This is a genomic window from Massilia sp. 2TAF26, assembly GCF_052115005.1.
Classification (GTDB): Bacteria; Pseudomonadota; Gammaproteobacteria; order Burkholderiales; family Burkholderiaceae_D; genus Telluria.
This window is the reverse complement of record NZ_JBFRFV010000011.1, coordinates 16,255-37,633: the sequence shown is the minus strand read 5'-3', so window position 1 is coordinate 37,633 and position 21,379 is coordinate 16,255. Positions and strand designations below refer to the sequence as shown.

Sequence of the window (21,379 nt, the reverse complement as noted above, 5' to 3'; positions counted from 1 at the left end):
TTAACTAGGTACATTACAGTCCGTTCAAATCGAAAAGTTTCACACGGAGGTTCAAGATGTTTGGAATGACGCCACGCGGCGTGCAAGCTTACGCCAAGGTAGGGTTGGAGACCTCGGTGGTCGCCGCGTCGCCCCATGAGCTGATCGTCCTGCTGTTCGACGGCGCACTCGCCGCGATCCACTCCGCACGCCTCCATATGAAGGCAGGCAAGATCCAGGAAAAAGGCGCATCGATTTCGCGCGCCATCGAGATCGTCAACGACGGCCTGCGCGCCAGCCTGGACAAGAAGGCCGGCGGCGACATCGCCAACAGCCTGGACGGTCTTTACGGCTACATGACCGACCGCCTGCTGCAGGCCAACCTGAAGAACTCGGTGGACATGCTGGATGAAGTGCAGGTCCTGCTGGTCGACCTGCGCGACGCCTGGGCCTCGATCGGCAAGACGCCGGCGGCGCCTGCGGCAGTCCCGAACGCGGCACCGATCCTGGCGAGCGCCTGATGATGACCGGCGACGAAATGCTGTCGACCTACGAGACGCTCGAGCGCATCACCGGCGAAATGCTGAGCGCCGCCCGCAGCGCACAGTGGGACCGCCTGGTCGAACTCGAGCAGTCGTGCACCCTCCACGTGGCGCGCCTGCGCGACAGCGGCGAGGTGGCCCTCGCCCCTGAAGGACGCCAGCGCAAGGTGGAGCTGATCAAGAAGATCCTCGATGCCGACCGCCACATCCGCGACCTCACCATGCCGTGGATGGAAAAGCTGTCGGCGATGATCAACAGCACCACCACCCAGCGCAGGCTGGTCAACGCCTACGGAGGCGTCTGAGGCGGAAATGGCCACGCGCCTCACTTCCACCGGCGCGAATCCGGTCGGCCAGACCGTGCCGGTCGCCGGCATCGAGGCGACCGGCCAACCCCGCCAGCAGGCGAGCCAGCCCACGCTGGCCAGCCTGCTGGGCAAATCCTTGCAGGCCCAGGTGCTGGCGCGCTTGCCCGACGGCAGCTTCGTCGTGCGCATAAACGACCTGGCCGCACGCCTTTCCCTGCCGCCCGGCACCCAGCTCGGCACCCAGTTGCCGCTGACCCTGGTGGCGCTGACCCCGCGTCCCACCTTCCAGCTCCAGACCGGCCAGGGCAGCGCCTTTGCCGAAACCCGGCCAGCGCCTCCCGAGGGCGACTTCCGGCAGGCGCTGCCGCTGTCCTGGATCGGCGGCGGCGAAGCGGCGCCGGTCCGTGCCGCCGCCATGCTGGCCACCAGCCTGGCGGCGGCCAGGCTGCCCGAGGCGGGCGCCGATACCGAACATGCGTCGATCAGCGCCGCCGGCAAGCTGCTGGGCGAGGTGATCGCCGCGGCCCAGAAGGATGGCGCGGCGGCGGCAGTCGCCGGCCGCACGCCGCTGCTGGCGGCGCCGAGCGCGGACGCCGCCCGGGTCGCGGCGGCGCTGCAGGAGGGGCTCGCGAAGAGCGGCCTGTTCTACGAGGCGCACGTCGCCGAGTGGGCACAGGGCGCGCGTCCGCTGGCCGACCTGGCCGCCGAACCGCAGGCGCGCGGCATGCCGCCGCCCTCGGATCCGGCCACCGCCCAGCTCATCAACCAGCAACTGAACGCCCACGAGCAGGCGCGCGTGGCCTGGCAGGGCCAATTGTGGCCGGGCCAGGAGCTGCGCTGGGAGATCGAGCGCGACGCGCCCGAACGCGAGCCGGGCCGGCATGACGGCGATGGCGACGGCGATGGCGCCCGCGGCAGCTGGCAAAGCAGCCTGCGGCTGCGCTTCGGACAGCTGGGCGAGGTCAAGGCGCAGGTCGTGCTGACCGGCGACCAGCTGCACATCCGCCTCGACGCGCCGGAATCGGCACGCGCCCTGCTGGAAGCCGGCAGCGGCCGCCTGGCCGACGCCCTGGCCGCCGCCGGCACGCCCCTGAACACCCTGGCGATCCACGGCGATGACGAGCGCCGATAACAGCCGCCGCCAGCATGCGGTGGCGCTGGCCTATGGCACCGGTGATCCGGCGCCGAAAGTGGTGGCCAAGGGCCAGGGCCTGGTCGCCGAACAGATCATCGAACGCGCGCGCGGCGCCGGCGTGTTCGTGCACGAGTCGAAGGAACTGGTGGCGCTGCTCATGGAAGTCGACCTCGACCGGCAGATTCCACCCCTTCTCTATCGCGCCATTGCCGAACTGTTGGCATGGCTTTATTATATTGAGTCAGCGCAAGCTACCGGCCAGGCCTTATCCCCGCCCCCGGACACGAAGCGACTCCTGCAACCAGAAGAATCACCGGTTGGAACAGATGCAAGCAATCACTGATGCCGAACTTGAAGCCTGGCACGACTATGAAGTGGAGTCGCGCAGGGAAATCGTCGCACTGCTGCGCCAGATCGCCGAAAAGAACCAGCTCGTCCGCGTGCTGATCCGGGGCGAGGCCGACGTCTGCGTCACCTCGATCCTCGACGTCGATCCGGACACCAATACCATGGTGCTCGACCGCCCGGTCAGCCGCGAGCAGAGCGAACGCATCGTCGCCGCCGGCACGGTGCGCTGCGAAACCTCGCTCGACAAGATCCGCATCCTGTTCGGCGCGGACGGCTTGCGCGAGCTCAGCTACGACGGCGGCACCGCGGTGCGCGCCAACATCCCCGCCAGCCTGATCCGCCTGCAGCGCCGCGAGTTCTACCGGATGGCGACCCCGGTCAGCAATCCGGTGCGCGTGACCATCCCCCTGGCCGCCGAACTGGGCGGCAAGCTCGAGACCTTCCCGCTGGCCGACATCAGCTGCGGCGGCATCGCCATCCTCGACAACAAACAGGTGCTCGGCACCACCATCGGCGAAACCTACGTCGGCTGCCGCCTGGAGCTGCCGGACATCGGCCCGGTCATGACCTCGCTGCAGATCCGCAACTCGCTGGACATGACTCTGCTGAACAACAAGACCAACCGCCGCCTCGGCTGCCAGTTCGTCGACATCTCCCGCGGCAACCTCGCCGCCGTGCAGCGCTACATCACCAAGCTCGAGCGCGAACGCAACGCCCGCCTGGCCGGCCTGGTCTGACCCGCTGAAATTCGGGGTCAGAGCACTTTTTGGCTGAAATTCGGGGTCAGAGCACTTTTTTGATCAATTTTGCTCCGTCAACAAAAAAGCCGCTGTTCCGGCGCCCCAGCGGGGGCGACGACAGCGGCCTGTTTTTTATTGCCGAAAGGGCATTGCGCAAAAAAGTGCTCTGACCCCGAATTTGTCCCAAAAAGTGCTCTGACCCCGAATTTTAGACTTGCATGTTCATGATGTCGTGATAGGCCGACACCAGCTTGTTGCGCACCTGCACGGTCGCCTGGAAGGTGATGCTGGCCTTCTGCATTGCGATCATCGTATCGGACAGGCTGACCGAATCGTCGCCGGCGGCGAACTTCTTGCCCATCTCGTCGGCCTGGTCCTGGGCCTTGCTGACGTTGTCCAGCTGGGCTTTCAGCGCATCCGAAAAGCTGACCTTCGACGACGACTCGACGCCTTCCGCGCCGCCCGTCTTGCCCAGGCCGCCGATCCCGCCGATCCCGCCCACGCCGCCGGAAGCCAGCGCCGATGCCGCGGAGCCCGCCGAGGGCATGGCCGGCCTGGTGGCTGCCGCCTTCAGTTGCGCCATCATCGCTTCGATACGGCTGCTGTCGATTCCGCCGATATTCATGTCCGCCTCTTGAAAACAGGTTCATTCAGGCTGTCAGAATATCAGCGCCCCAGCAAGGCCTGCCTTTGAGCAGCACCGTAAACACCCCCCTTTTCCCGGTATTGGATGTTGCCGTACGGCTTCATAATGGCGTTCAACTACCCTACATCCCCGACCACCAACCATGGCAACAGCAGCGGAACCCCTCCTCGACGACGATCTCGGCGCCCACGCCGAACCCAAGCCGAAGTATTGGGAAACCCCGATGGGCAAGAAAGTCGTCATCGGCGGCGCCATCGCGGCCGCCATGGCCGTCATCGCCGCGATCTGGCTGTGGAGCTCGGCGCCCGACTACAAGGTGCTGTTCTCGAACTTCAGCGACCGCGACGGCGGCGCGATCACCGCGTCGCTCGACCAGATGGGGGTCAAGTACAAGTTTTCCGAAGGCGGCACCGCGATCCTGATCCCGGCCGAGCAGGTGCATAACGTGCGCCTGAAGCTGGCCGCCCAGGGCCTGCCGCGTGCCGGCAACGTCGGCTTCGAGCTGCTCGAGAACCAGAAGCTGGGCACCTCGCAGTTCGTCGAGCAGGTCAATTACCAGCGCTCGCTGGAAGGCGAGCTGGCGAATTCGATCCAGTCGGTGTCGGCGGTGTCGTCGGCGCGCGTGCACCTGGCCCTGCCGAAGCCCTCCGTGTTCGTGCGCGACCAGCAGAAGCCCACCGCCTCGGTGCTGCTCAACCTGCAGCCGGGCCGCGCCCTCGACCAGGCCCAGGTCAGCGCCATCGTGCACCTGGTGGCATCGTCGGTGCCGGAACTGACCCCGTCCAACGTGACCGTGGTCGACCAGAACGGCACCCTGCTTTCCGACACCAGCGCCAAGAACGGCAAGCAGCTCGATCCGAACCAGCTGAAGTACGTCGAGGCGCTGCAGCAGAACATCGTCAAGCAGGTCGAGTCGATCATCGCCCCGATCGTCGGCCAGAACAATGTGCGCGCCGAGGCGACCGCCGAAGTGGACTTCGCCCAGGTCGACACCGCCGCCGAGCTGTACAAGCCGAATTCGCCGCCGGAACCGCAGGCGATCCGCAGCCAGCAGACCTCGGAGTCGACCGGTCCGGGCAGCCAGAACCCGTCCGGCATCCCGGGCGCGCTGTCGAACCAGCCGCCGGGCGTGGCCACCGCTCCGATCGACGGCGCCGCCCCAAGCGCCGGCCAGCAGACCGGCAATGCGGCAGCGGCCGCCGCCCCGACCAGCAAGAACGCCACCACCAATTACGAAGTCGACAAGACCCTGCGCTTCGAGCAGAAGCCGATGGGCGGCATCAAGCGCCTGACCGTGGGCGTGGTGGTCAACTACCGCCGCAGCGTCGATCCGAAGACCGGCAAGGTCGTGATCAAGCCGCTCAGCGCGGCCGAAGTCGCCCAGATCAACGAACTGGTCAAGCAGGCGATGGGCTACAACCAGGCGCGCGGCGACACCCTGAACGTGGCCAACGCCCCGTTCGACGGCGTCGACAAGCCGGCCGACGTCACCCCGGACTGGTGGAAGGACCCGAACAACCTGCCGATGGCGAAGGACGTCGCGAAGTGGGTGTTCATCGCGCTGGTGCTGCTGTTCCTCTGGTACCGCATCCTGCGTCCGATCATGAAGCCGGTGATGAAGAAATTCGACCAGGCGGTCGAGATGCCGCCGGAGCCGGAACCGGAAGAACCGGAGCCGGAACCGGAGCCGGACCACGATGAAATCGCACGCATTACGCGCGAAGCGGAAGCACAGAAGCAGGTCATCGTCTACAAGAGCAACCTGGAGATGGCCAAGACCCTTGCGCAGAACGACCCGCGCATCGTGGCAAACGTGATCAAGGAATGGCTGGGCGCCGAATAAGACATGAGCGACAAAGACAAAGACAAAGACAACGTCAACAAGGCGGCCATCCTGATGCTGGCCCTGGGCGAATCCGAAGCGGCCGAGGTCATGAAGTTCCTCGGCCCGCGCGAAGTGCTCAAGCTGGGCGCGGCAATGGCGCAGATGAAGGCGGTCCAGCACGAGGAAGTGACCACCGTGCTGGGCGAATTCCGCGAACGCGTCGACCTGCAGTCGACCGTCGGCCTGGACTCGGACGAGTACATCCGCCAGGTGCTGACCAAGGCGCTCGGCGACGACAAGGCCGCCGTGCTGCTGAACCGCATCCTGGGCGGCAAGGACGCCTCCGGCATCGAAAGCCTGAAGTGGATGGACTCGCCCTCGGTGGCGGAACTGATCCGCAACGAGCACCCGCAGATCATCGCCACCATCCTGGTCCACCTCGAGCGCGACCAGGCCTGCGAGATCCTGGCATACTTCACCGACCGCCTGCGCAACGACGTGGTGCTGCGTATCGCGACCCTGGACGGCGTCCAGCCGGCCGCCCTGCGCGAGCTGAACGACGTGCTGACCAAGCTCCTGTCGGGCAACGAGAACATCAAGAAGTCCTCGCTGGGCGGCGTGCGCACCGCGGCCGAGATCCTGAACTTCATGAGCGGCGAGCAGGAAAGCTCGGTCATGGAGAACATCAAGAACTACGACAACGACATGGCCCAGAAGATCATGGACGAGATGTTCGTGTTCGATAACATCATCGACATCGACGACCGCGGCATCCAGCTGCTGCTGCGCGAAGTGCAGTCCGAGATGCTGATCATCGCACTGAAGGGCGCCTCGCAGGATCTGCGCGAGAAGGTCTTCAGGAACATGTCGCAGCGTGCGGCCGAGATGATGCGCGAAGACCTCGATTCGAAGGGACCGGTGCGCCTGTCCGAAGTGGAATCCCAGCAGAAGCAGATCCTGCAGATCGTCCGCCGCCTGGCCGACGAAGGCCAGATCGTCCTGGGCGGCAAGGGTGAGGACTCGTTCGTCTGATGGTGAACTCGAAAGACGTCCAGCCCATGTTCAAGCGCTGGGAAATGACCTCCTTCGGCGACGAGCGCGCAAGCCGGGTCGCCGAACGCCAGGCGGCCGAAGCCGCCGCCGCGCAAGCCCAGGCCCAGGCACTGGCCGCCCAGCGCGCGATGGAAGCCGCGCCGCCCCCCATGGCGCCGGCAATCGGCGAAGAGGAACTCGAGGCGATCCGCGAAGCGGCGCGCCAGCAGGGTTATGCCGAAGGCCATGAAGCCGGCCTCGCCACCGGCCATGCCAGCGGCTACGAAGACGGCCTGGCCGAGGGCCGCGCCGAAGCCGCCGCCGAACTGAGCCACCTGCAGGGCATCGCCGCCGACTTCGGCAAAGCTGTCACCCAGGCCGACGAAGCCATCGCCGCCGACGTGCTGGAACTGGCCCTGCACCTGGCGAAGAACATGGTGCGCACCGCCTTCGAAGTGCGCCCCGAACTGATCCTGCCGGTGGTGCGCGAAGCGGTCGACTACCTGCCGACCCTGCAGCAGCCTGCCCTGCTGGTCCTGCATCCGGAAGACGCCCTGATCGTCCGCGGCGGCATCGGCCACGAACTCGAAAAGACCGGCTGGCGCATCGTCGAAGACGCCCACGTCGCGCGCGGCGGCTGCCGCATCGACACCGCCAGCAACCAGATCGACGCCCAGATCGCCTCGCGCTGGCAGCGCCTGGCGCATGCGCTGGGCCGCAACGTGGAGTGGCTGGGATGAACGAAGCAGCGGGCCTCGACCGCCACACCGCGCGCTGGAAGGCCTACCTGAAGGACTGCGGCAACGTGCTCGATTTCGTCGAGCCGATGCAGGTCTCGGGCCGCGTCACCCGTGTGGCCGGCCTGGTGATGGAATGTGTCGGCCTGAAGCTGGCGGTGGGCAGCGCCTGCACCATTCCGGTCGCATCGGGCGCGCGCATCGAGGCTGAAGTGGTCGGCTTCGAGGGCGAGCGCCTGTTCCTGATGCCGCAATCCGACGTCGAAGGCGTGGTGCCCGGCTCGCGCGTGTTCCCGGTCGAGCCGAGCGTGCCGAAGCCCGGCAGCGTCGATCATCCGCGCCGCCGCCCGATGGACCGCGCGCGCCACCTGCCGGTAGGCTGGGGCCTGCTGGGCCGCGTGGTCGACGGCGCCGGCCGCCCGCTGGACGGCAAGGGCCCGCTCGACAGCACCGAGATGGGCCCGCTGAACGCGCGCCCGATCAACCCGCTGGAGCGCGCGCCGATCTCGGACACCCTGGACGTCGGCATCCGCGCCATCAATTCGATGCTCACCGTCGGCCGCGGCCAGCGTCTCGGCCTGTTCGCCGGTACCGGCGTCGGCAAATCGGTGCTGCTGGGGATGATCGCGCGCTACACCACCGCCGACGTGATCGTGGTCGGCCTGATCGGCGAACGGGGACGCGAGGTGAAGGAATTCATCGAGCAGATCCTGGGCGAGGAAGGTCTCGCCCGCTCCGTCGTGGTGGCGGCACCGGCCGACTCGCCGCCGCTGCTGCGCATGCAGGGCGCGTCCTACGCCACCGCCATCGCCGAGCACTTCCGCGACGAGGGCAAGAATGTCATGCTGATCATGGATTCGCTGACCCGCTACGCGCAGGCGCAACGCGAGATCGCGCTGGCGATCGGCGAGCCGCCGGCCACCAAGGGCTATCCGCCTTCGGTGTTCGCCAAGCTGCCGGTGCTGGTGGAACGCGCCGGCAACGGCCAGGAAGGCGGCGGCTCGATCACCGCCTTCTACACCGTGCTGTCCGAGGGCGACGACCAGCAGGACCCGATCGCCGACGCCGCGCGCGGTATCCTGGACGGCCACATCGTCCTGAACCGTAGCCTGGCCGAAGCCGGCCACTATCCGGCGATCGACATCGAACAATCGATCTCGCGCGCGATGCACAACATCACCTCGCGCGAGCACCAGCAGGCGGCGCGCACGCTCAAGCAGCTGTACTCGCGCTACGAACGCTCGCGCGACCTGATCAGCGTGGGCGCCTACGTGGCCGGCACCGATCCGGTGCTGGACAAGGCGATCGTCCTGCACGAGCGCATCGAGGCCTTCCTGTGCCAGGAAATCCACGACAACGCCAATATGCTGCAGAGCTTGGGGGAATTGACCTCTCTGTTCGGCTGATTGAGCGAAGCCCGCGGCCGATATACTTGACCTACCATGGCCAACCCCTCCGCACTCCAGACCCTCGTCGACCTCGCACAGCGCGAGTCGGACAACCGTGCCAAGCGCCTGGGGGTGGCACTGAAGGCGGTCGAGGAAGCCGAACAGAAGCTGCAGATGCTGCTGGGTTACCGCCAGGATTACGCGGACCGCCTGGACCAGGCCCAGATGAACGGGATCACGCCTTTCGCCTACGCGAATTTCGTGGCCTTCCTGGGCAAGCTGGACAACGCGATCAACGGCCAGCACGAAGTGATCAAGCATGCCGAATACAAGGCCGACACCGAACGCAAGGCCTTGCAGGAGAGCGAGCGCAAACGCCTCTCCTACCGCACCCTGAACGAACGCGCGGCGGCCCAGGCGCTGGCGATCGAGACCAGGCGCGACCAGAAGACGATGGACGACTTCGCGGCCCGCACCGCACGCATGAAACGCTGAACGAGACAACGATGCAGACCAATTCCCTTCCGATCCAGCTGAACACCAACGCCCAGGCGCCGGCCCAGCGCAACGGCGCTTCCGCCGGCAGCGACGGCGCCCAGTTCAGCTCCATGCTGTCGAACGAGATGGAGCTGCGCCAGCCGGCGCCAAGCCCCGCGCCCGCGCCCGCCCCGAAGACGGAGGCGCCGAAGCCCAATGCCGCCGACAAGCCGGCCCAGCCCGACGCGGGCGCCGGCGCGCAGGAAGCCTCGAAACCGGAGCAAGCCGCGCAGCCGGCCGATGCCGACAAGACCGCCGAAGCCAGGGACAGCGACGATGCGGACAGCCAGGATGGCAAGGACAATGCGCAATCGGGCCAGGCCGGCGATCCGGCCAGCGCCATGCTGGCCCTGATGGCAAGCCTGCAGCAGCCAAAGGATGCGAAAGCCCTGCCCGCCACGGACGCCGCGGCCCAGGCCTACGACGCCCTGGGCGGCGCCGCCGGCAAGGGCAAGCGCGGCGACGCCGCCCAGCTGGCCGCCTTGCAGGCGGCGATGAAGTCAGTGTCGAAGGACGGCGCCGGCATTGCCACCACCGCCGGTAAAGCCTTCTCCGACACCGCGGCCCTGCGCAACCCGGCCCTGGCCGCCGCCGGCGCCGCCCTCGGCGCGGACGACAAGAGCGCGGCTGTGGATGCGGGGGGCAAGCTGGGCGCCGACCTGCGCGCGGCCCTGGCGGCCACCGCCGGCAAAGGCCAGGCCGAGCCGCAAATCGATACCGCGGAACTCAGCCTGCTGCAGGCGCGCGAGACCGCCGCGGCCCGCGAACCGGCGGCCGCCGTCGCCGCGCTGGCCCAGGCCCAGCCGGCCGTGATGGAAGCCGTGCAGGCCGCCGCCGGCGCCGCCGAAGGACTGAGCGCACGGGTCGGCACCGATGCCTGGGAAAACCAGGTCGGCCAGAAGGTCGTCTACATGGTCGGCAGCGAAGAGCAGACCGCTTCGCTGACCTTGAACCCGCCGGACCTCGGTCCGCTGCAGGTGGTGCTGTCGGTAACCAACGACCAGGCCAGCGTGGCCTTCTCCGCGAACCAGGAAGAAGTGCGCCAGGCCCTCGAGAACGCCCTTCCCCGCCTGCGCGAAATGATGAGCGAGAGCGGTATCGCGCTGGGCAGCGCCACCGTCAACGCCGGCATGCCGGACAGCGGCCAGGCCCAGCAGCAGGCGGCGCGCAATAGCGGCGGCTTCGCCGGCAATGGCCGCGGCCGTGGCGAAAGCAGCAGCGGAACCGAGGATGCGAGCGCCCGTCCAGTCACCCGCACCGCAACGCTCGGCAATCGCGGCATGGTCGACACGTTCGCCTAAGAAACAACAAGATAGCCCCCGATCTCCCCTCTTTTCAATCATTGCTCCTGCTCACTTTTTCCCGATAATGACATAATGACGGGACGAACCACAGCGGGACCGAGGTATCTTGAAAGCGAATCCAAAAATGAAAGCTGATCCGAAAGCGGATGCAGCGGCGGCGCCGGCAGCGGGCGGCAAGAGCAAGCTGTTCATCATGATCGGCGCGGCCGTGCTCGTGTTGGGCCTGGGCGGCGGCGGCGGCTGGTACTTCCTGCACGGCAGCGGCGGCGCCGAAGCGGCCGAGCCGGCCAAGAAGGACCACGGCAGCAAGAAGAAGGGCAAGAAGGAAGCGCCGCCGGAATACCTGGCGATCGAGCCCTTCACCGTCAACCTGCAGCCGGAAAACGGCGACCAGTACCTGCGCGTCGCGTTCACGCTGCAGGTCGTCGGCGCCGAGCAGGCCGAGCTCATCAAGGCGAACATGGCCAAGGTGCGCAGCCGCGTTCTGCTGCTCCTGTCCGGCAAGAAGGCGTCCGAGATCAACACGGTCGAAGGCAAGCAGCAGCTGGCCGGCGAAATCCTGGCCGCGGTCAAGACACCCTTCGAGTCGCACGGCGACGACCAGGATGTCTCGGACGTCCTGTTCACCGAGTTCATTATCCAATGAGCATTCAGTAAGACTTGATAGAGCATGGCCGATAATTTTCTCTCACAGGAAGAAGTCGATGCCCTCCTAAAGGGGGTCAACGGCGATCAGGACGATGTCGCGGCGCCTGAAGACACCTCGGGAGTCCGCACCTATAACCTGGCAACGCAGGAGCGGATCGTCCGCGGCCGCATGCCGACGCTCGAGATCATCAACGAGCGCTTCGCCAGGTATCTGCGGGTCGGCCTGTTCAACTTTTTGCGCCGCAGCGCCGAAGTGTCCGTCGGCTCGGTGCGGGTCTCGAAGTACAGCGAATTCATCCGCAACCTGGTGGTGCCGACCAACCTGAACCTGATCCACATGAAGCCACTGCGCGGCACCGCGCTGATGGTCTTCGATCCGGGCCTGGTGTTCCTGCTGGTCGACAACCTGTTCGGCGGCGACGGCCGTTTCCACACCCGTGTGGAAGGCCGCGACTTTACCCAGACCGAGCAGCGCATCATCATGCGCATCCTCGACATCGTGTTCGAGGCCTATGCGAAGTCCTGGGAACCGGTCTACCCGATCGAATTCGAGTACATCCGTTCGGAGATGAACACGCAGTTCGCGAACATCGCCACCCCGAACGAAGTCGTGGTATCGTGCACCTTCACCATCGAGCTCGGTTCGGTGTCGGGCCAGATCCACTTCTGCATGCCGTATTCGATGGTCGAACCGATCCGCGATGCGCTGACGTCCAGCATCCAGGGCGAGGCCCTCGAAGTGGACAAGCGCTGGATCCGCCTGCTGACGCAGCAGATCCAGGTGGCGGAAGTGGACCTGGTGGCCGTGCTCGGCCACGGCAAGGCGAACTTCGACGAAATCCTGAACATGAAGGTCGGCGACGTGATCCCGATCTCGGTGCCCGAAACCATCCAGGCGACCGTCGACGGCGTGCCGGTGATGGACTGCACCTATGGCGTATCGAACGGGCAGTACGCCCTGAAAGTCGAAAGACTGATCGCCAACAGCGAAACCTTCAACAAATAACACGTAGTACGTAATAGACCCGGAGAATGTCCATGTCCGACACCCAAGACGACCAAAGCAGCCTCGACGACGATTGGGGCGCCGCGATCGCCGAACAGGCGGCCGCGGAAGCCGCTGCGATCGCCAGCCAGCAGCAGGCGGCGAGCGCCGCCGTGTTCCAGGATTTTTCGAACAAGGGCCTGCGCCCGGATACGCCGAACGATATCGACTTCATTCTCGATATCCCGGTACAGTTGACGGTGGAGCTGGGACGCACCAAGATCGCCATCAAGAACCTGCTGCAGCTCGCGCAGGGTTCGGTGGTGGAACTGGACGGCCTGGCCGGCGAGCCGATGGACGTGCTCGTAAACGGCTGCCTGATCGCCCAGGGCGAGGTGGTGGTCGTGAACGACAAGTTCGGTATCCGACTCACCGACATCATCACGCCATCGGAACGTATCCGCAAACTGAATAAATGACGACAAGCGCGCGCCTGCCGACCCTCCTCGCCTTACTGCTGCCGCTGGTCGCCTGCGCGGCCCAGCCGGCGCCGTCCGCCCAGGCACCGCTCGTTCAGACAGCCAGTCCCGGCCAGGATGCGCAGGCGGCCAGCACGGTCGTGCCGCCGGCCGTCCCGGCACCGGCAGCCAACGCGCCGGTCCTGAACCCGTCCAGCCCCAACGCACCCGAGACCACCGTCGGCGGCGGCGCCGCCAACCGCAGCGCGCCCGCGGTCGCCCCGGTCCAGATCCCTTCCGGCTCGGCCACCGGCAGCCTGCTGCAGACCCTGTTCGCCCTGATCGCGGTGCTGGCCGTGCTCGGCGCCCTCGCCTGGTTCCTGAAGCGCTACGGCCCGAAAGCGGGCGCCGGCAGCGCCAACCTGCGCGTGGTCGGCGCCCTCAACCTCGGCGGGCGCGAGCGCGTGCTGGTGGTCGAAGTCGGCAGCCAGTGGATCGTGGTGGGCGCCTCGCCCGGCCGCATCAACGCCCTGGCGACGATGCCGAAACAGGAGGGCGCCGAGATGAGTGGAAGCGGTGCTACGCTGGCCCCACATTCGCAGCCAGCGAACAACTTCGCCGACTGGCTGAAGCAGACCATCGACAAACGTAAGTAAATGCGCAAACAGACTTTCCTGCTGGCGGCCGGCCTGATGGCCCTGTCGCTCGCCGCAGCCACGGCCGCCATCGCGGCGCCCGCCATCCCCGCCTTCACCACCAGCCCCGCGCCGGGCGGCGGCACCGCCTACTCGCTGCCGGTCCAGACCCTGCTCCTGATGACGGCGCTGACCTTCATCCCGGCGGCGCTGCTGATGATGACGAGTTTTACCCGCATCATCATCGTGCTGTCGCTGCTGCGCCAGGCACTCGGCACCCAGACCGCGCCGCCCAACCAGGTGATGGTCGGCCTGGCCCTGTTCCTGACCCTGTTCGTGATGGGTCCCACTTTCGATCGCATCTACACCGAGGCTTATGTGCCGCTGCAGGAGAACCGGATCCAGATGGGCGAGGCGATGGACAAAGGCGCTGCGCCGCTGAAGGGCTTCATGCTGAAGCAGACCCGCCAGTCGGACCTGGCGCTGTTCGTGAAGATCTCGCGCACGCCGGCGCTGCAGGGCCCGGAAGACGTGCCGCTGCGGGTCCTGATCCCGGCCTTCATCACGAGCGAGCTGAAGACGGCTTTCCAGATCGGCTTCGCGATCTTCATCCCCTTCCTCATCATCGACATGGTGGTCGCCTCGGTGCTGATGTCGATGGGTATGATGATGATGTCGCCGGCGGTGATCTCGCTGCCGTTCAAGCTGATGCTGTTCGTGCTGGTCGACGGCTGGCAGCTGCTGCTGGGTTCCCTGTCCCAGAGCTTCAATTAAGGATTGCAGAGAATGACTCCGGAAAGCGTCATCGCGATGGGCCGCACGGCCATGGAAGTCACCCTGATGGTGTCGGCGCCGCTGCTGCTGGTGTCCCTGATCATCGGCCTGGTGGTCAGCATCTTCCAGGCCGCGACCCAGATCAACGAACAGACCCTGTCCTTCATCCCCAAGCTGGTCGGCGTGTTCGTCGCCCTGGTGCTGGCCGGCCCGTGGATGCTGACCGTGATGACGGACTATATGCGCACCGTGTTCACGGGCATTCCGGGCATGATCGGTTGATCTCGTTTACGACCACCGAGCTGTACGCGTGGATCGGGGGCCTGCTGTGGCCCCTGACGCGCATTCTCGGCCTGGTGGCGGCCGCGCCGGTCTTCGGCAATACCGGCGTGCCCTCCCTGGTCAAGCTGACCCTGGGCGTGCTGCTGGCGGCGATCGTGGCGCCGACCATTCCCGCCATCCCCGCCGTCGACCCGACCTCCTGGGCCGGCATCCTGATCGCCGGCCAGGAAATGCTGATCGGCATGGCGATGGGCTTTTCGATGCGGCTCGTGTTCGCCGCCATCGAATTCGGCGGCGAACTCGCCAGCTCCACGATGGGATTTTCCTTCGCCAGCTTCTTCGACCCCAACTCGGCCGGACGCTCCTCGGCGGTCAGCCAGTTCATGGCGCTGGTCGCGACCATGGCCTTCCTGGCCATGAACGCCCATCTGGTGCTGGTGGAGGTGCTGGTCGAAAGCTTCTTCACGCTGCCGATTTCGGGCACCCCGATGTCGCTCGCCGCGCCGCTCGAGATGGCGCGCTGGGGCGGCCGCATCTTTTCGGCGGGCCTGCAGCTCACGCTGCCGATCGTGGCGGCCCTCCTGATCACCAACGTCGCGCTGGCGATCCTGACCCGCGCCGCGCCGCAGCTGAACCTGTTCGGCATCGGCTTCCCGGTCACGCTGGGCACCGGCCTGCTGGTGCTGAGCCTGACCCTTCCCTACCTGAACACGCCGCTGCAGAACCTGTTCAACCAGGGCATCGAGGCGAGCCGCCGGATCCCGCGCATCGGCGCGGAAAGGCCGGGGCAGCCGCGGCCGGCCGCGCCGCCGCCGGCGATCGTGCCGGCGTCCTGAAACAGGACGCCGGCCGGACAGCGCTATGCCGCGGCCTTTCATGATTCGGTCAGGCGACCTTATTCGCAGCCAGATCCCAACCACCGATGGTCGAGCCGCCACCATTGGAAGCCACCCCCGCCCTGGCTGCCTTACCGGCTCAGGCCGCTTCAGGAAAGCGCTACGAGCAGGCAGTCAGCGGCCAATGGCGCCTCACGGCAGCGCTGGATGGCGCCGACGTCGCGTCTCTGGACGAGAAGGAAGCACATCGGCTGGTCGGTCGGGTAGTAAGCATCCGGAGAGAGTCGGTGAAAGCGCGTTACTGCCTGGCGCGCAGCAGCTCTGCAATCTCGCCCAGCTTAGCCTCGATCGAGCGCAGCACGACCAGCTGTTCGTCGCCCTCGCTTTTCTGCTGCGGCGCATGGCGCAAGGCTTCGCGCGCCTGCAGGATCCTGGCGCGGAAGGCCTGGGCGTCGATGATGCCGGTCAGGCGCATGTCCGAGGCCTGGCCGGCGCTGTGTCCGGCGGTTTCGAATTTCAGGGTGCTGAGGTTGAAGTGGCGCAGGATCGGTCCTTCGATGAAGGTCACGTCCTGGATGTTCTCCAGCGGGATGGTCTTTTCGGTGGTGACCAGGATGCCCTTCCGGTAGCGCAGGCTGCGCTCGCCCAGCTGGCATTCGAGCTTGTCGAAATAATGCTGGGCCCACCAACGGCCGACGCCCAGGAACCAGGCGATCGCCAGCGGAATGCCGACGATGGTCAGCATCATCGTGACGCCGATCTGCATCACCAGGAAGGGCTTGATGAGCGGGTTGAATCTTGCGCGGATGGTGATCGGTTCGATGGTCATCGCTCAAGTATATGCCAGCCGGCTCCGCTCAGCTGATGTAGTTGAACAGCGACAGGCCCGACATCGTCTTGAAGGACATCTGCGCCGCCTGCAGCGTCTGCTGCTGCTGGGTGAACAGCGAGATCGCCTTGGCCATGTCGAGGTCCTGCAGGCCGCTCAGCGTGGTCTGATACTGGATGTCCAGGTCCTGGCCGCTGCTGTCGAGGTAGTCGAGTTCCTTCAGGCGCGAACCGACCGAGGCGCGGACCGAGAGGATGTTGTCCAGCGCCTGCCCCAGGTTGGCGCCCGCCATCGTCACGCCATTGCTCATCAGCGCCTTGCCGGCCGGGGTGTCGGTCGGCGTGCGCAGCGCCCCGATCAGGTTGGTCAGGGTGGTGAACAGGGACTGCCTGGAACTCGGCTGCACGTTCATCGAATCGCCGTCGGCCGGCGCACCGTCGATCTTCATCGACATGCCGCCGAAGGTGATCGGCTGGCCGGCCGTATAGGTGCCGGTCGACACGGCGGTGTTCGAGCTTGCGTCGGTCACGGTGTAGGTCGTCACCGTCGGCGAGCCCGTCACCTGGAATTTCAGGCTGTAGTTATGCCCGGTCAGCTGCGAGCTGTCCGTCACGGAGTATGTGCTGGCCACGGCGCTGCCCTGGTTGGCGCTGCCCGGGCTCACCTGGAAGGTGCCGTTCCCGGTCGGGATGTTCTCGAACACATTGCTGCCGGTCTCGCTGATGGCCATGTTGCGGATCGCCCCCACCTTCAGCACGCGCTGGCCCTGGTCGCCCTGGTAGGTGGCGCCGGTCGAGGTCTGCACGAAAGGCATGGTGGTAGTCTGGTAGCCCGAGAACAGGTAGGCGCCGGTGCCGTCGGCCTTGTTGGCCACGCCCAGCAGGTCGGTCATGCGCGCCTCCAGCTCGGTCGCCAGCATGCCGCGTTCGGTATCGCTCAGCGTGCCGTTGCCGGCCTGGACCGTCAGCGTCTGCACGTCTTCCAGCAGGTTGGTGGCGTCGTCGAGCGCGTTCTCGACCAGCGACAGTGAGGTCTTGGCATTGGTGCGGTTGGTGCCGTACTGGCTGTTCATCGACTGCGACTGCGTCACCTCGAGCGCGCGCGCCGAGGCGATCGGGTCGTCCGCCGCGGTCAGGACGCGGCGGTTGCTGGACAGCTGCTGCTGCGTCTTGGCCATCTGGGCCTGCAGCGTATTGAGCTTGGTCGTTCCCGCCGCGAAGATGGCGCTCGTACTGATCCGTAAAGCCATGGTTTGCTCCGCTTATTTATTTAATGACCGATCTGCAACAGCGCGTTGAAGATGGTATCGGCCACCTGCATCACCTTGCCGCAAGCCTGGTAGGCCTGCTGGTACTTCAGCAGGTTGGCCGCTTCTTCGTCGAGGTTCACGCCCGAGACGTTGTTGGCCGCGCCCTGCGCCTGTTCGAGCTGGGTCGCGGCGGCTTCGGCGTTGACCTGGACCTCGCGGGTCTTGTTGCCGATCGCGCTGACGATGTGGGCATAGGACGACTGGTAGGTCGCGGTGCCGCCGTCGAGGATGGTCTTCGACTGCAGGTCGCCCAGCAGGCTGGCGTTGCGGGTGTCGCCCGGCCCGGTATTGCGCTGGATGGTGAAGGTGTCGCCGTCCTTCGGCAGCCCCGTCAGCGTAAAGCTGATGCCGGCCACGGTATAGGTGGCGCCGTCCTTGAACGGGACCGGGTCGCCGGCGGCGATCTCGGTCTGGGTGCCGCCGACCATCATCGTCACCTTCTGGCCCGCGGGCAGGCCGCTCAGGTTACCGCCCGAGTAAGTGAGGTTCACCGGACCGGTGAGCGGCGATGCGAGGTAATCCTTGGTGACCGTGCCGGCGCTGATCTTGGCGGTGCCGTTGTTCGTCAGCGGAATGCTGGTCGAGATCGGGGAGCCGGCCGCGACCTGGGACTGGTCGGTCAGCGCCAGCTTGAAGTTGGCGGCGCCGTTGATGGTCGGGCGCACCAGGAAGTTGTCGCCGGCGGCGGCGCTGCCGCTGATCGAGAACGACAGGCCGTCGATGACCTGCGGGTCGCCCTTGATCTCGGTGGCCGTGTTGTCCGACAGGCGGTAGACCATGTACTTGCTGCCGTCGTACTGGACCTTGTAGTCGCTGGTGGTGAGCTGGGTGGCGTCGACGACCGTGGCGCTGACCTTGGTGGTGCTGGTCTGGTTGTTGTTGACGTTCTTGGTGACCTCGGCCGGCGACACCGTGAAGAAGTCGCCGCCCGGATTGCCGTTGGCGTCCACGCCCAGGTGGTGCTGGTCGTTGAAGGTCTGGGCCAGGCTCAGGGCGATGCGGCCCAGCGAATTCTGCGCAAGGTCCAGCGACTGGCTGCGGAATTCCAGCACGCCGCCCAGTTCGCCACCGGCCAGGGCGCTCTCCGGAATCGGCGACACCTTGGAATTGGTGACGTAGGCGACCGTCATCCGGGTCTGGTCGGTGGCGGAGCCGACCGCCGCCAGCTGGAAGGCGCTCGAGCCGACCACCAGCGGCTGGCCGTTACCGATCGATACCGTCAGGCTGTTGTTATCGCCCGGAATGACGGTCGCCTTGACCTGCTTGTTCAGCTCCATGACCAGCTGGTCGCGCTGGTCCAGCAGGTCGTTCGGCAGGTTCAGGTTGTCGCCCGCAGCGAGCTTGCCGATCTGGTCGTTCAGCTTGGCGATCTGGCCGGCATAGCTGTTGATGAGGTTGACGCTCGAGGTGACCTGGGTGTTGACGCCCTTGCGGATCTCTTCGAGGCGCTGGTTCATGCTCTGGAAGCGGGCCGCCAGCGTGTCGGCGGAACTCAGCAGCGCGCCGCGCGAGGGCACGCCGGCATGGTCGCCGGTCAGGTTCTGGACCGACGAAAAGAAATCCTGCAGCGCCGGCGACAGGCCGGCCGTGGAATCGGACAGCAGGTTGTCGATCTGGGTCACCTGCGCCTGGTAGGCTTCGAGTCCGCTGTTGGCCGCCTGCGCGGTACGCACCTGGGCGTTCAGGAACTCGTCCGAATAGCGCTTGACCTGGGCGATCTGGGTGCCGGTGCCGTAAAAGCCATTGCTGCCCCCCATCGAAATCGACGTTTCCTGCACCACCACCTGGCGGCTGTAGCCTGCCACGTTGGCGTTGGTGATGTTGTGGCCGGTCGTCGTCAACGCCGCCTGGGCGGCGTACAGACCGGACTTGCCGATGCTGAGGAGGGACATGTGCTCTTCTTCCTGTGTACTCTGTTGTTTTCGGCAAGACCCGCTAAAACTTTAAGCAAGCGAGTGCTTGATGATCCGCGACAGCTTGGCCGCGTACTGCGGATCGGTGGCGTAGCCGGCGCGCTGCAGGCCGTGCGCGAAGGTGGCGGCGTCGCCGCCATGGGCCAGCACCTTCTCGTAGCGCGGGTTATTGCTGAGCATCTTCGCGTAATCCTTGAAGGCGTCCGCATGCGAGGCGTAAGAGCGGAATTTCTCGACGCGCGTGTGCGGCTGGCCGTTCACATACTCGGTGGTGACGGCGGTGGCGACCTTGCCTTTCCAGCCCGGGCCGGCCTTGATGCCGAACAGGTTGTTGCTGGAGGTGCCGTCCTGGTTGCGGATCACGCGCTTGCCCCAGCCGGTTTCCAGCGCGGCCTGGCCCAGCATGAACTTGGCCGGCACGCCGGTGACCTGCTCGGCTTCCTCGGCGGCGTCGGCCAGCTTGTCCTGGAAGGCGCGCACGTGGGCCGGCTTGCCGGCGTCGCTGGTGCTGCGCGCAGAGCCGGTGATGCCGGAGGCGGAAGTGGAAGCGGAAGCGGCGCCGTCGGTCGACATGGTGTCGGCGTCGCGCATCAGACGCGCGGTGCCGGCGCCGCCCTGCGCGGTGCCGGCGTCGGCGCCGATCGCCAGCGCGCCCGACTGCATCTGCTTGGCCAGCGCCTGGCCCTGCTGCTGCACCGACAGCTGGCGCACCAGCACGTCGGCCAGGCCGATGCCGCGCTTGGCCAGCTTCTGGCTCATCTGCTGGTCGAGCATGGTGGTGAAGGTGCGGGTCTCCTGGCTGTCCATCGGACCGTCCTGCGGCGTGGCGTCGCGCATGCTCTTCATCATCATGTTGACGAACATGGATTCGAACTGCGTCGCCGCGCCTTTCAAGGCTTCGGGCGAACCGGCCTTGGCGGACTGTTTCAGGTCGCCCAGGCTGTTGGTATCGAGCGCGAATTTTCCGGACAGGTCAGAGGTCGAGCCGAGCATGGTTTGCCTTCCTGTTTAGATGATCTCGAGTTCCGCGCGCAGCGAGCCGGCGGCCTTCAGCGACTGCAGGATCGAGAGCAGGTCTTGCGGGGTCGCGCCGATCGCGTTCATCGCCTTCACGACTTCGGCCAGCGAGGCGCCATTGTTCAGCATGATGACGCGACCAGCGTCCTTCTTGACCGAGGCCGACGGGGTCTGGGTCACCACGGTGGCGCCGCGCGAACCGGGCTGCGGCTGGCTGACCTGGGTATCGGCGCCGATCGTCACCGTCAGGTTGCCGTGCGAGATCGCGCAGGTGTCCAGGGTCACCGCGCGGTTCATCACGACCGAGCCGGTACGTGCATTCAGGATCACCTTGGCCGCGGCTTCCGACGGCCTGACGTCCATGTTCTCGAGGATGCCGAGGAAGGACACGCGCTGGTCGCTCGACGACGGCACGCGCACGCGGATCACGCGGCCATCCAGGGCGGTGGCGATGCCGGGGCCGAACTTGTCGTTGATCGCCTCGACCACCCGGCTGGCGGTGGAGAAGTCGGTGGTGTTCAGTTCCAGCTTGACCTGGTTGTCGGCACCGAGGTTCGATGCCACCGCGCGTTCGACGGTGGCGCCGGCCGAGATGCGGCCCACCGCCAGCTGATTCACCTGGGTCGAGGCGCCGCCGCCCGAGGCTCCCGCGCCGCCGACCAGGACGTTGCCCTGGGCCATGGCATACACCTGGCCATCGGCGCCCTGCAGCGGCGTCATGAGCAGCGTGCCGCCGCGCAGGCTCTTCGCATTGCCCATCGAGGACACGGTCACGTCGATGGTCTGGCCGGGCTGGGCGAAGGCCGGCAGCGAGGTGGTGACCATCACGGCCGCCACGTTCTTCAACTGCAGCTGGGTGCCGGCCGGCAGGCTGATGCCCTTCTGCTGCAGCATCGCCATGATCGACTGCACGGTGAACGGCGTCTGGGTGGTCTGGTCGCCGGTGCCGTCGAGGCCGACCACGATGCCGTAGCCGGACAGCTGGTTCTGGCGCACGCCGCCGAAGCTGGCGATGTCCTTCAGGCGCTCGGCCTGGGCCGGGGTCGACAGGATCGGGCCGATCAGGGCGGTGGCCAGGATAAGCAGCTTGAAATTCATAGTCATCGTCTAGTCAGTTGGGGTCGGAGCCCACCCGAGTGAACCGGGCTCTGCCCCCAAATATTAGTCAGTTG

24 protein-coding genes are annotated in these 21,379 nt (G+C 66.4%); 18 read left to right on the top strand and 6 right to left on the bottom strand.

Annotated features, from left to right (window positions below):
* The first annotated feature begins 65 nt into the window (after nucleotides 1-65).
* From fliS to AB4Z32_RS13520, 5 genes are read left to right on the top strand one after another with little or no spacing between them, the layout of a single operon-like run.
* The gene (fliS, locus tag AB4Z32_RS13540) at nucleotides 66-500 is read left to right on the top strand and encodes a flagellar export chaperone FliS (protein ID WP_442122371.1); all 435 of its coding nucleotides are present in this window, start codon (nucleotides 66-68) and stop codon (nucleotides 498-500) included.
* A complete protein-coding gene (locus tag AB4Z32_RS13535; RefSeq protein ID WP_442122370.1) occupies nucleotides 500-826 on the top strand; it encodes a flagellar protein FliT in 327 nt (108 codons plus the stop codon). The genes fliS and AB4Z32_RS13535 overlap by 1 nt, the downstream gene beginning before the upstream one ends.
* Nucleotides 827-833: 7 nt before the next feature.
* Nucleotides 834-1,961: a flagellar hook-length control protein FliK gene (fliK, locus tag AB4Z32_RS13530; protein WP_442122369.1), complete on the top strand. Its 1,128-nt coding sequence runs from the start codon at nucleotides 834-836 to the stop codon at nucleotides 1,959-1,961.
* Complete coding sequence (locus tag AB4Z32_RS13525; protein WP_442122368.1) at nucleotides 1,945-2,307, top strand: EscU/YscU/HrcU family type III secretion system export apparatus switch protein; 363 nt, start codon at nucleotides 1,945-1,947, stop codon at nucleotides 2,305-2,307. The genes fliK and AB4Z32_RS13525 overlap by 17 nt, the downstream gene beginning before the upstream one ends.
* Nucleotides 2,291-3,049 carry a flagellar brake protein gene (locus AB4Z32_RS13520; protein ID WP_442122367.1) on the top strand — a complete coding sequence of 253 codons (759 nt, stop codon included), beginning with the start codon at nucleotides 2,291-2,293 and terminating at the stop codon, nucleotides 3,047-3,049. The genes AB4Z32_RS13525 and AB4Z32_RS13520 overlap by 17 nt, the downstream gene beginning before the upstream one ends.
* Nucleotides 3,050-3,260: 211 nt before the next feature.
* Here AB4Z32_RS13520 and fliE read toward each other — a convergent pair whose 3' ends face one another.
* The gene (gene fliE / locus AB4Z32_RS13515) at nucleotides 3,261-3,677 is read right to left on the bottom strand and encodes a flagellar hook-basal body complex protein FliE (RefSeq protein WP_442122366.1); all 417 of its coding nucleotides are present in this window, start codon (nucleotides 3,675-3,677) and stop codon (nucleotides 3,261-3,263) included.
* A 163-nt stretch (nucleotides 3,678-3,840) separates the two neighbouring features.
* On the opposite strand from fliE, the gene fliF reads away from it, so the two are divergent.
* From fliF to fliR, 13 genes are all read left to right on the top strand, one after another.
* Nucleotides 3,841-5,541, top strand: coding sequence for a flagellar basal-body MS-ring/collar protein FliF (gene fliF / locus AB4Z32_RS13510; RefSeq protein ID WP_442122365.1), 1,701 nt, complete (start codon nucleotides 3,841-3,843; stop codon nucleotides 5,539-5,541).
* A 3-nt stretch (nucleotides 5,542-5,544) separates the two neighbouring features.
* The gene (gene fliG, locus AB4Z32_RS13505; protein ID WP_442122364.1) at nucleotides 5,545-6,555 is read left to right on the top strand and encodes a flagellar motor switch protein FliG; all 1,011 of its coding nucleotides are present in this window, start codon (nucleotides 5,545-5,547) and stop codon (nucleotides 6,553-6,555) included.
* Entirely contained in the window at nucleotides 6,555-7,295 is a 741-nt protein-coding gene (locus tag AB4Z32_RS13500) for a flagellar assembly protein FliH (RefSeq protein ID WP_442122363.1), read from the top strand. Before fliG ends, AB4Z32_RS13500 begins: the two co-directional genes overlap by 1 nt.
* Complete coding sequence (gene fliI / locus AB4Z32_RS13495; protein WP_442122362.1) at nucleotides 7,292-8,698, top strand: flagellar protein export ATPase FliI; 1,407 nt, start codon at nucleotides 7,292-7,294, stop codon at nucleotides 8,696-8,698. The genes AB4Z32_RS13500 and fliI overlap by 4 nt, the downstream gene beginning before the upstream one ends.
* A gap of 36 nt (nucleotides 8,699-8,734) precedes the next feature.
* The gene (gene fliJ / locus AB4Z32_RS13490) at nucleotides 8,735-9,175 is read left to right on the top strand and encodes a flagellar export protein FliJ (RefSeq protein ID WP_442122361.1); all 441 of its coding nucleotides are present in this window, start codon (nucleotides 8,735-8,737) and stop codon (nucleotides 9,173-9,175) included.
* 11 nt (nucleotides 9,176-9,186) lie between these two features.
* Nucleotides 9,187-10,518, top strand: coding sequence for a flagellar hook-length control protein FliK (locus AB4Z32_RS13485; protein ID WP_442122360.1), 1,332 nt, complete (start codon nucleotides 9,187-9,189; stop codon nucleotides 10,516-10,518).
* Between the two features lie 127 nt (nucleotides 10,519-10,645).
* Nucleotides 10,646-11,167, top strand: coding sequence for a flagellar basal body-associated protein FliL (gene fliL / locus AB4Z32_RS13480; RefSeq protein ID WP_442122359.1), 522 nt, complete (start codon nucleotides 10,646-10,648; stop codon nucleotides 11,165-11,167).
* Nucleotides 11,168-11,191: 24 nt separating this feature from the next.
* Nucleotides 11,192-12,175 carry a flagellar motor switch protein FliM gene (gene fliM, locus AB4Z32_RS13475; RefSeq protein ID WP_442122358.1) on the top strand — a complete coding sequence of 328 codons (984 nt, stop codon included), beginning with the start codon at nucleotides 11,192-11,194 and terminating at the stop codon, nucleotides 12,173-12,175.
* Nucleotides 12,176-12,207: 32 nt separating this feature from the next.
* The gene (fliN, locus tag AB4Z32_RS13470; RefSeq protein ID WP_442122357.1) at nucleotides 12,208-12,633 is read left to right on the top strand and encodes a flagellar motor switch protein FliN; all 426 of its coding nucleotides are present in this window, start codon (nucleotides 12,208-12,210) and stop codon (nucleotides 12,631-12,633) included.
* Nucleotides 12,630-13,268: a flagellar biosynthetic protein FliO gene (fliO, locus tag AB4Z32_RS13465; protein WP_442122356.1), complete on the top strand. Its 639-nt coding sequence runs from the start codon at nucleotides 12,630-12,632 to the stop codon at nucleotides 13,266-13,268. Before fliN ends, fliO begins: the two co-directional genes overlap by 4 nt.
* On the top strand, nucleotides 13,269-14,021 hold the full coding sequence (gene fliP, locus AB4Z32_RS13460; protein ID WP_442122355.1) for a flagellar type III secretion system pore protein FliP: 753 nt from the start codon (nucleotides 13,269-13,271) through the stop codon (nucleotides 14,019-14,021). It begins immediately after the preceding gene.
* A gap of 12 nt (nucleotides 14,022-14,033) precedes the next feature.
* A complete protein-coding gene (fliQ, locus tag AB4Z32_RS13455) occupies nucleotides 14,034-14,303 on the top strand; it encodes a flagellar biosynthesis protein FliQ (protein WP_442122354.1) in 270 nt (89 codons plus the stop codon).
* Nucleotides 14,300-15,139 carry a flagellar biosynthetic protein FliR gene (fliR, locus tag AB4Z32_RS13450; protein ID WP_442122353.1) on the top strand — a complete coding sequence of 280 codons (840 nt, stop codon included), beginning with the start codon at nucleotides 14,300-14,302 and terminating at the stop codon, nucleotides 15,137-15,139. The genes fliQ and fliR overlap by 4 nt, the downstream gene beginning before the upstream one ends.
* Before the next feature lie 298 nt (nucleotides 15,140-15,437).
* Here fliR and AB4Z32_RS13445 read toward each other — a convergent pair whose 3' ends face one another.
* Genes AB4Z32_RS13445 through AB4Z32_RS13425 form a run of 5 tightly spaced genes read right to left on the bottom strand, consistent with a single transcriptional unit; the run spans nucleotide 15,438 to nucleotide 21,305 of the window.
* Complete coding sequence (locus AB4Z32_RS13445) at nucleotides 15,438-15,968, bottom strand: PH domain-containing protein (protein ID WP_442122352.1); 531 nt, start codon at nucleotides 15,966-15,968, stop codon at nucleotides 15,438-15,440.
* Nucleotides 15,969-15,996: 28 nt separating this feature from the next.
* Nucleotides 15,997-17,217: a flagellar hook-associated protein FlgL gene (gene flgL / locus AB4Z32_RS13440; protein ID WP_442122351.1), complete on the bottom strand. Its 1,221-nt coding sequence runs from the start codon at nucleotides 17,215-17,217 to the stop codon at nucleotides 15,997-15,999.
* A gap of 20 nt (nucleotides 17,218-17,237) precedes the next feature.
* Nucleotides 17,238-19,169 (bottom strand): flagellar hook-associated protein FlgK, encoded by a 1,932-nt coding sequence (gene flgK / locus AB4Z32_RS13435; RefSeq protein ID WP_442122350.1) that lies wholly within the window; start codon nucleotides 19,167-19,169, stop codon nucleotides 17,238-17,240.
* A gap of 51 nt (nucleotides 19,170-19,220) precedes the next feature.
* On the bottom strand, nucleotides 19,221-20,183 hold the full coding sequence (gene flgJ, locus AB4Z32_RS13430) for a flagellar assembly peptidoglycan hydrolase FlgJ (protein WP_442122349.1): 963 nt from the start codon (nucleotides 20,181-20,183) through the stop codon (nucleotides 19,221-19,223).
* 15 nt (nucleotides 20,184-20,198) lie between these two features.
* On the bottom strand, nucleotides 20,199-21,305 hold the full coding sequence (locus tag AB4Z32_RS13425) for a flagellar basal body P-ring protein FlgI (RefSeq protein WP_442122348.1): 1,107 nt from the start codon (nucleotides 21,303-21,305) through the stop codon (nucleotides 20,199-20,201).
* Nucleotides 21,306-21,379: the final 74 nt, after the last annotated feature.

Bases quoted from the DNA above. Each gene is read 5' to 3' on its own strand.
- flgK (WP_442122350.1), bottom strand. From the start codon at position 19,169: ATGTCCCTCCTCAGCATCGGCAAGTCCGGTCTGTACGCCGCCCAGGCG.
- fliP (WP_442122355.1), top strand. From the start codon at position 13,269: ATGCGCAAACAGACTTTCCTGCTGGCGGCCGGCCTGATGGCCCTGTCG.
- AB4Z32_RS13445 (WP_442122352.1), bottom strand. From the start codon at position 15,968: ATGACCATCGAACCGATCACCATCCGCGCAAGATTCAACCCGCTCATC.
- fliM (WP_442122358.1), top strand. From the start codon at position 11,192: ATGGCCGATAATTTTCTCTCACAGGAAGAAGTCGATGCCCTCCTAAAG.
- AB4Z32_RS13485 (WP_442122360.1), top strand. From the start codon at position 9,187: ATGCAGACCAATTCCCTTCCGATCCAGCTGAACACCAACGCCCAGGCG.
- fliN (WP_442122357.1), top strand. From the start codon at position 12,208: ATGTCCGACACCCAAGACGACCAAAGCAGCCTCGACGACGATTGGGGC.
- fliS (WP_442122371.1), top strand. From the start codon at position 66: ATGACGCCACGCGGCGTGCAAGCTTACGCCAAGGTAGGGTTGGAGACC.
- AB4Z32_RS13500 (WP_442122363.1), top strand. From the start codon at position 6,555: ATGGTGAACTCGAAAGACGTCCAGCCCATGTTCAAGCGCTGGGAAATG.
- AB4Z32_RS13525 (WP_442122368.1), top strand. From the start codon at position 1,945: ATGACGAGCGCCGATAACAGCCGCCGCCAGCATGCGGTGGCGCTGGCC.
- flgL (WP_442122351.1), bottom strand. From the start codon at position 17,217: ATGGCTTTACGGATCAGTACGAGCGCCATCTTCGCGGCGGGAACGACC.
- AB4Z32_RS13425 (WP_442122348.1), bottom strand. From the start codon at position 21,305: ATGAATTTCAAGCTGCTTATCCTGGCCACCGCCCTGATCGGCCCGATC.
- flgJ (WP_442122349.1), bottom strand. From the start codon at position 20,183: ATGCTCGGCTCGACCTCTGACCTGTCCGGAAAATTCGCGCTCGATACC.
- fliK (WP_442122369.1), top strand. From the start codon at position 834: ATGGCCACGCGCCTCACTTCCACCGGCGCGAATCCGGTCGGCCAGACC.
- fliE (WP_442122366.1), bottom strand. From the start codon at position 3,677: ATGAATATCGGCGGAATCGACAGCAGCCGTATCGAAGCGATGATGGCG.
- fliI (WP_442122362.1), top strand. From the start codon at position 7,292: ATGAACGAAGCAGCGGGCCTCGACCGCCACACCGCGCGCTGGAAGGCC.
- AB4Z32_RS13535 (WP_442122370.1), top strand. From the start codon at position 500: ATGATGACCGGCGACGAAATGCTGTCGACCTACGAGACGCTCGAGCGC.
- fliG (WP_442122364.1), top strand. From the start codon at position 5,545: ATGAGCGACAAAGACAAAGACAAAGACAACGTCAACAAGGCGGCCATC.
- fliO (WP_442122356.1), top strand. From the start codon at position 12,630: ATGACGACAAGCGCGCGCCTGCCGACCCTCCTCGCCTTACTGCTGCCG.
- fliF (WP_442122365.1), top strand. From the start codon at position 3,841: ATGGCAACAGCAGCGGAACCCCTCCTCGACGACGATCTCGGCGCCCAC.
- fliJ (WP_442122361.1), top strand. From the start codon at position 8,735: ATGGCCAACCCCTCCGCACTCCAGACCCTCGTCGACCTCGCACAGCGC.
- fliL (WP_442122359.1), top strand. From the start codon at position 10,646: ATGAAAGCTGATCCGAAAGCGGATGCAGCGGCGGCGCCGGCAGCGGGC.
- fliQ (WP_442122354.1), top strand. From the start codon at position 14,034: ATGACTCCGGAAAGCGTCATCGCGATGGGCCGCACGGCCATGGAAGTC.
- AB4Z32_RS13520 (WP_442122367.1), top strand. From the start codon at position 2,291: ATGCAAGCAATCACTGATGCCGAACTTGAAGCCTGGCACGACTATGAA.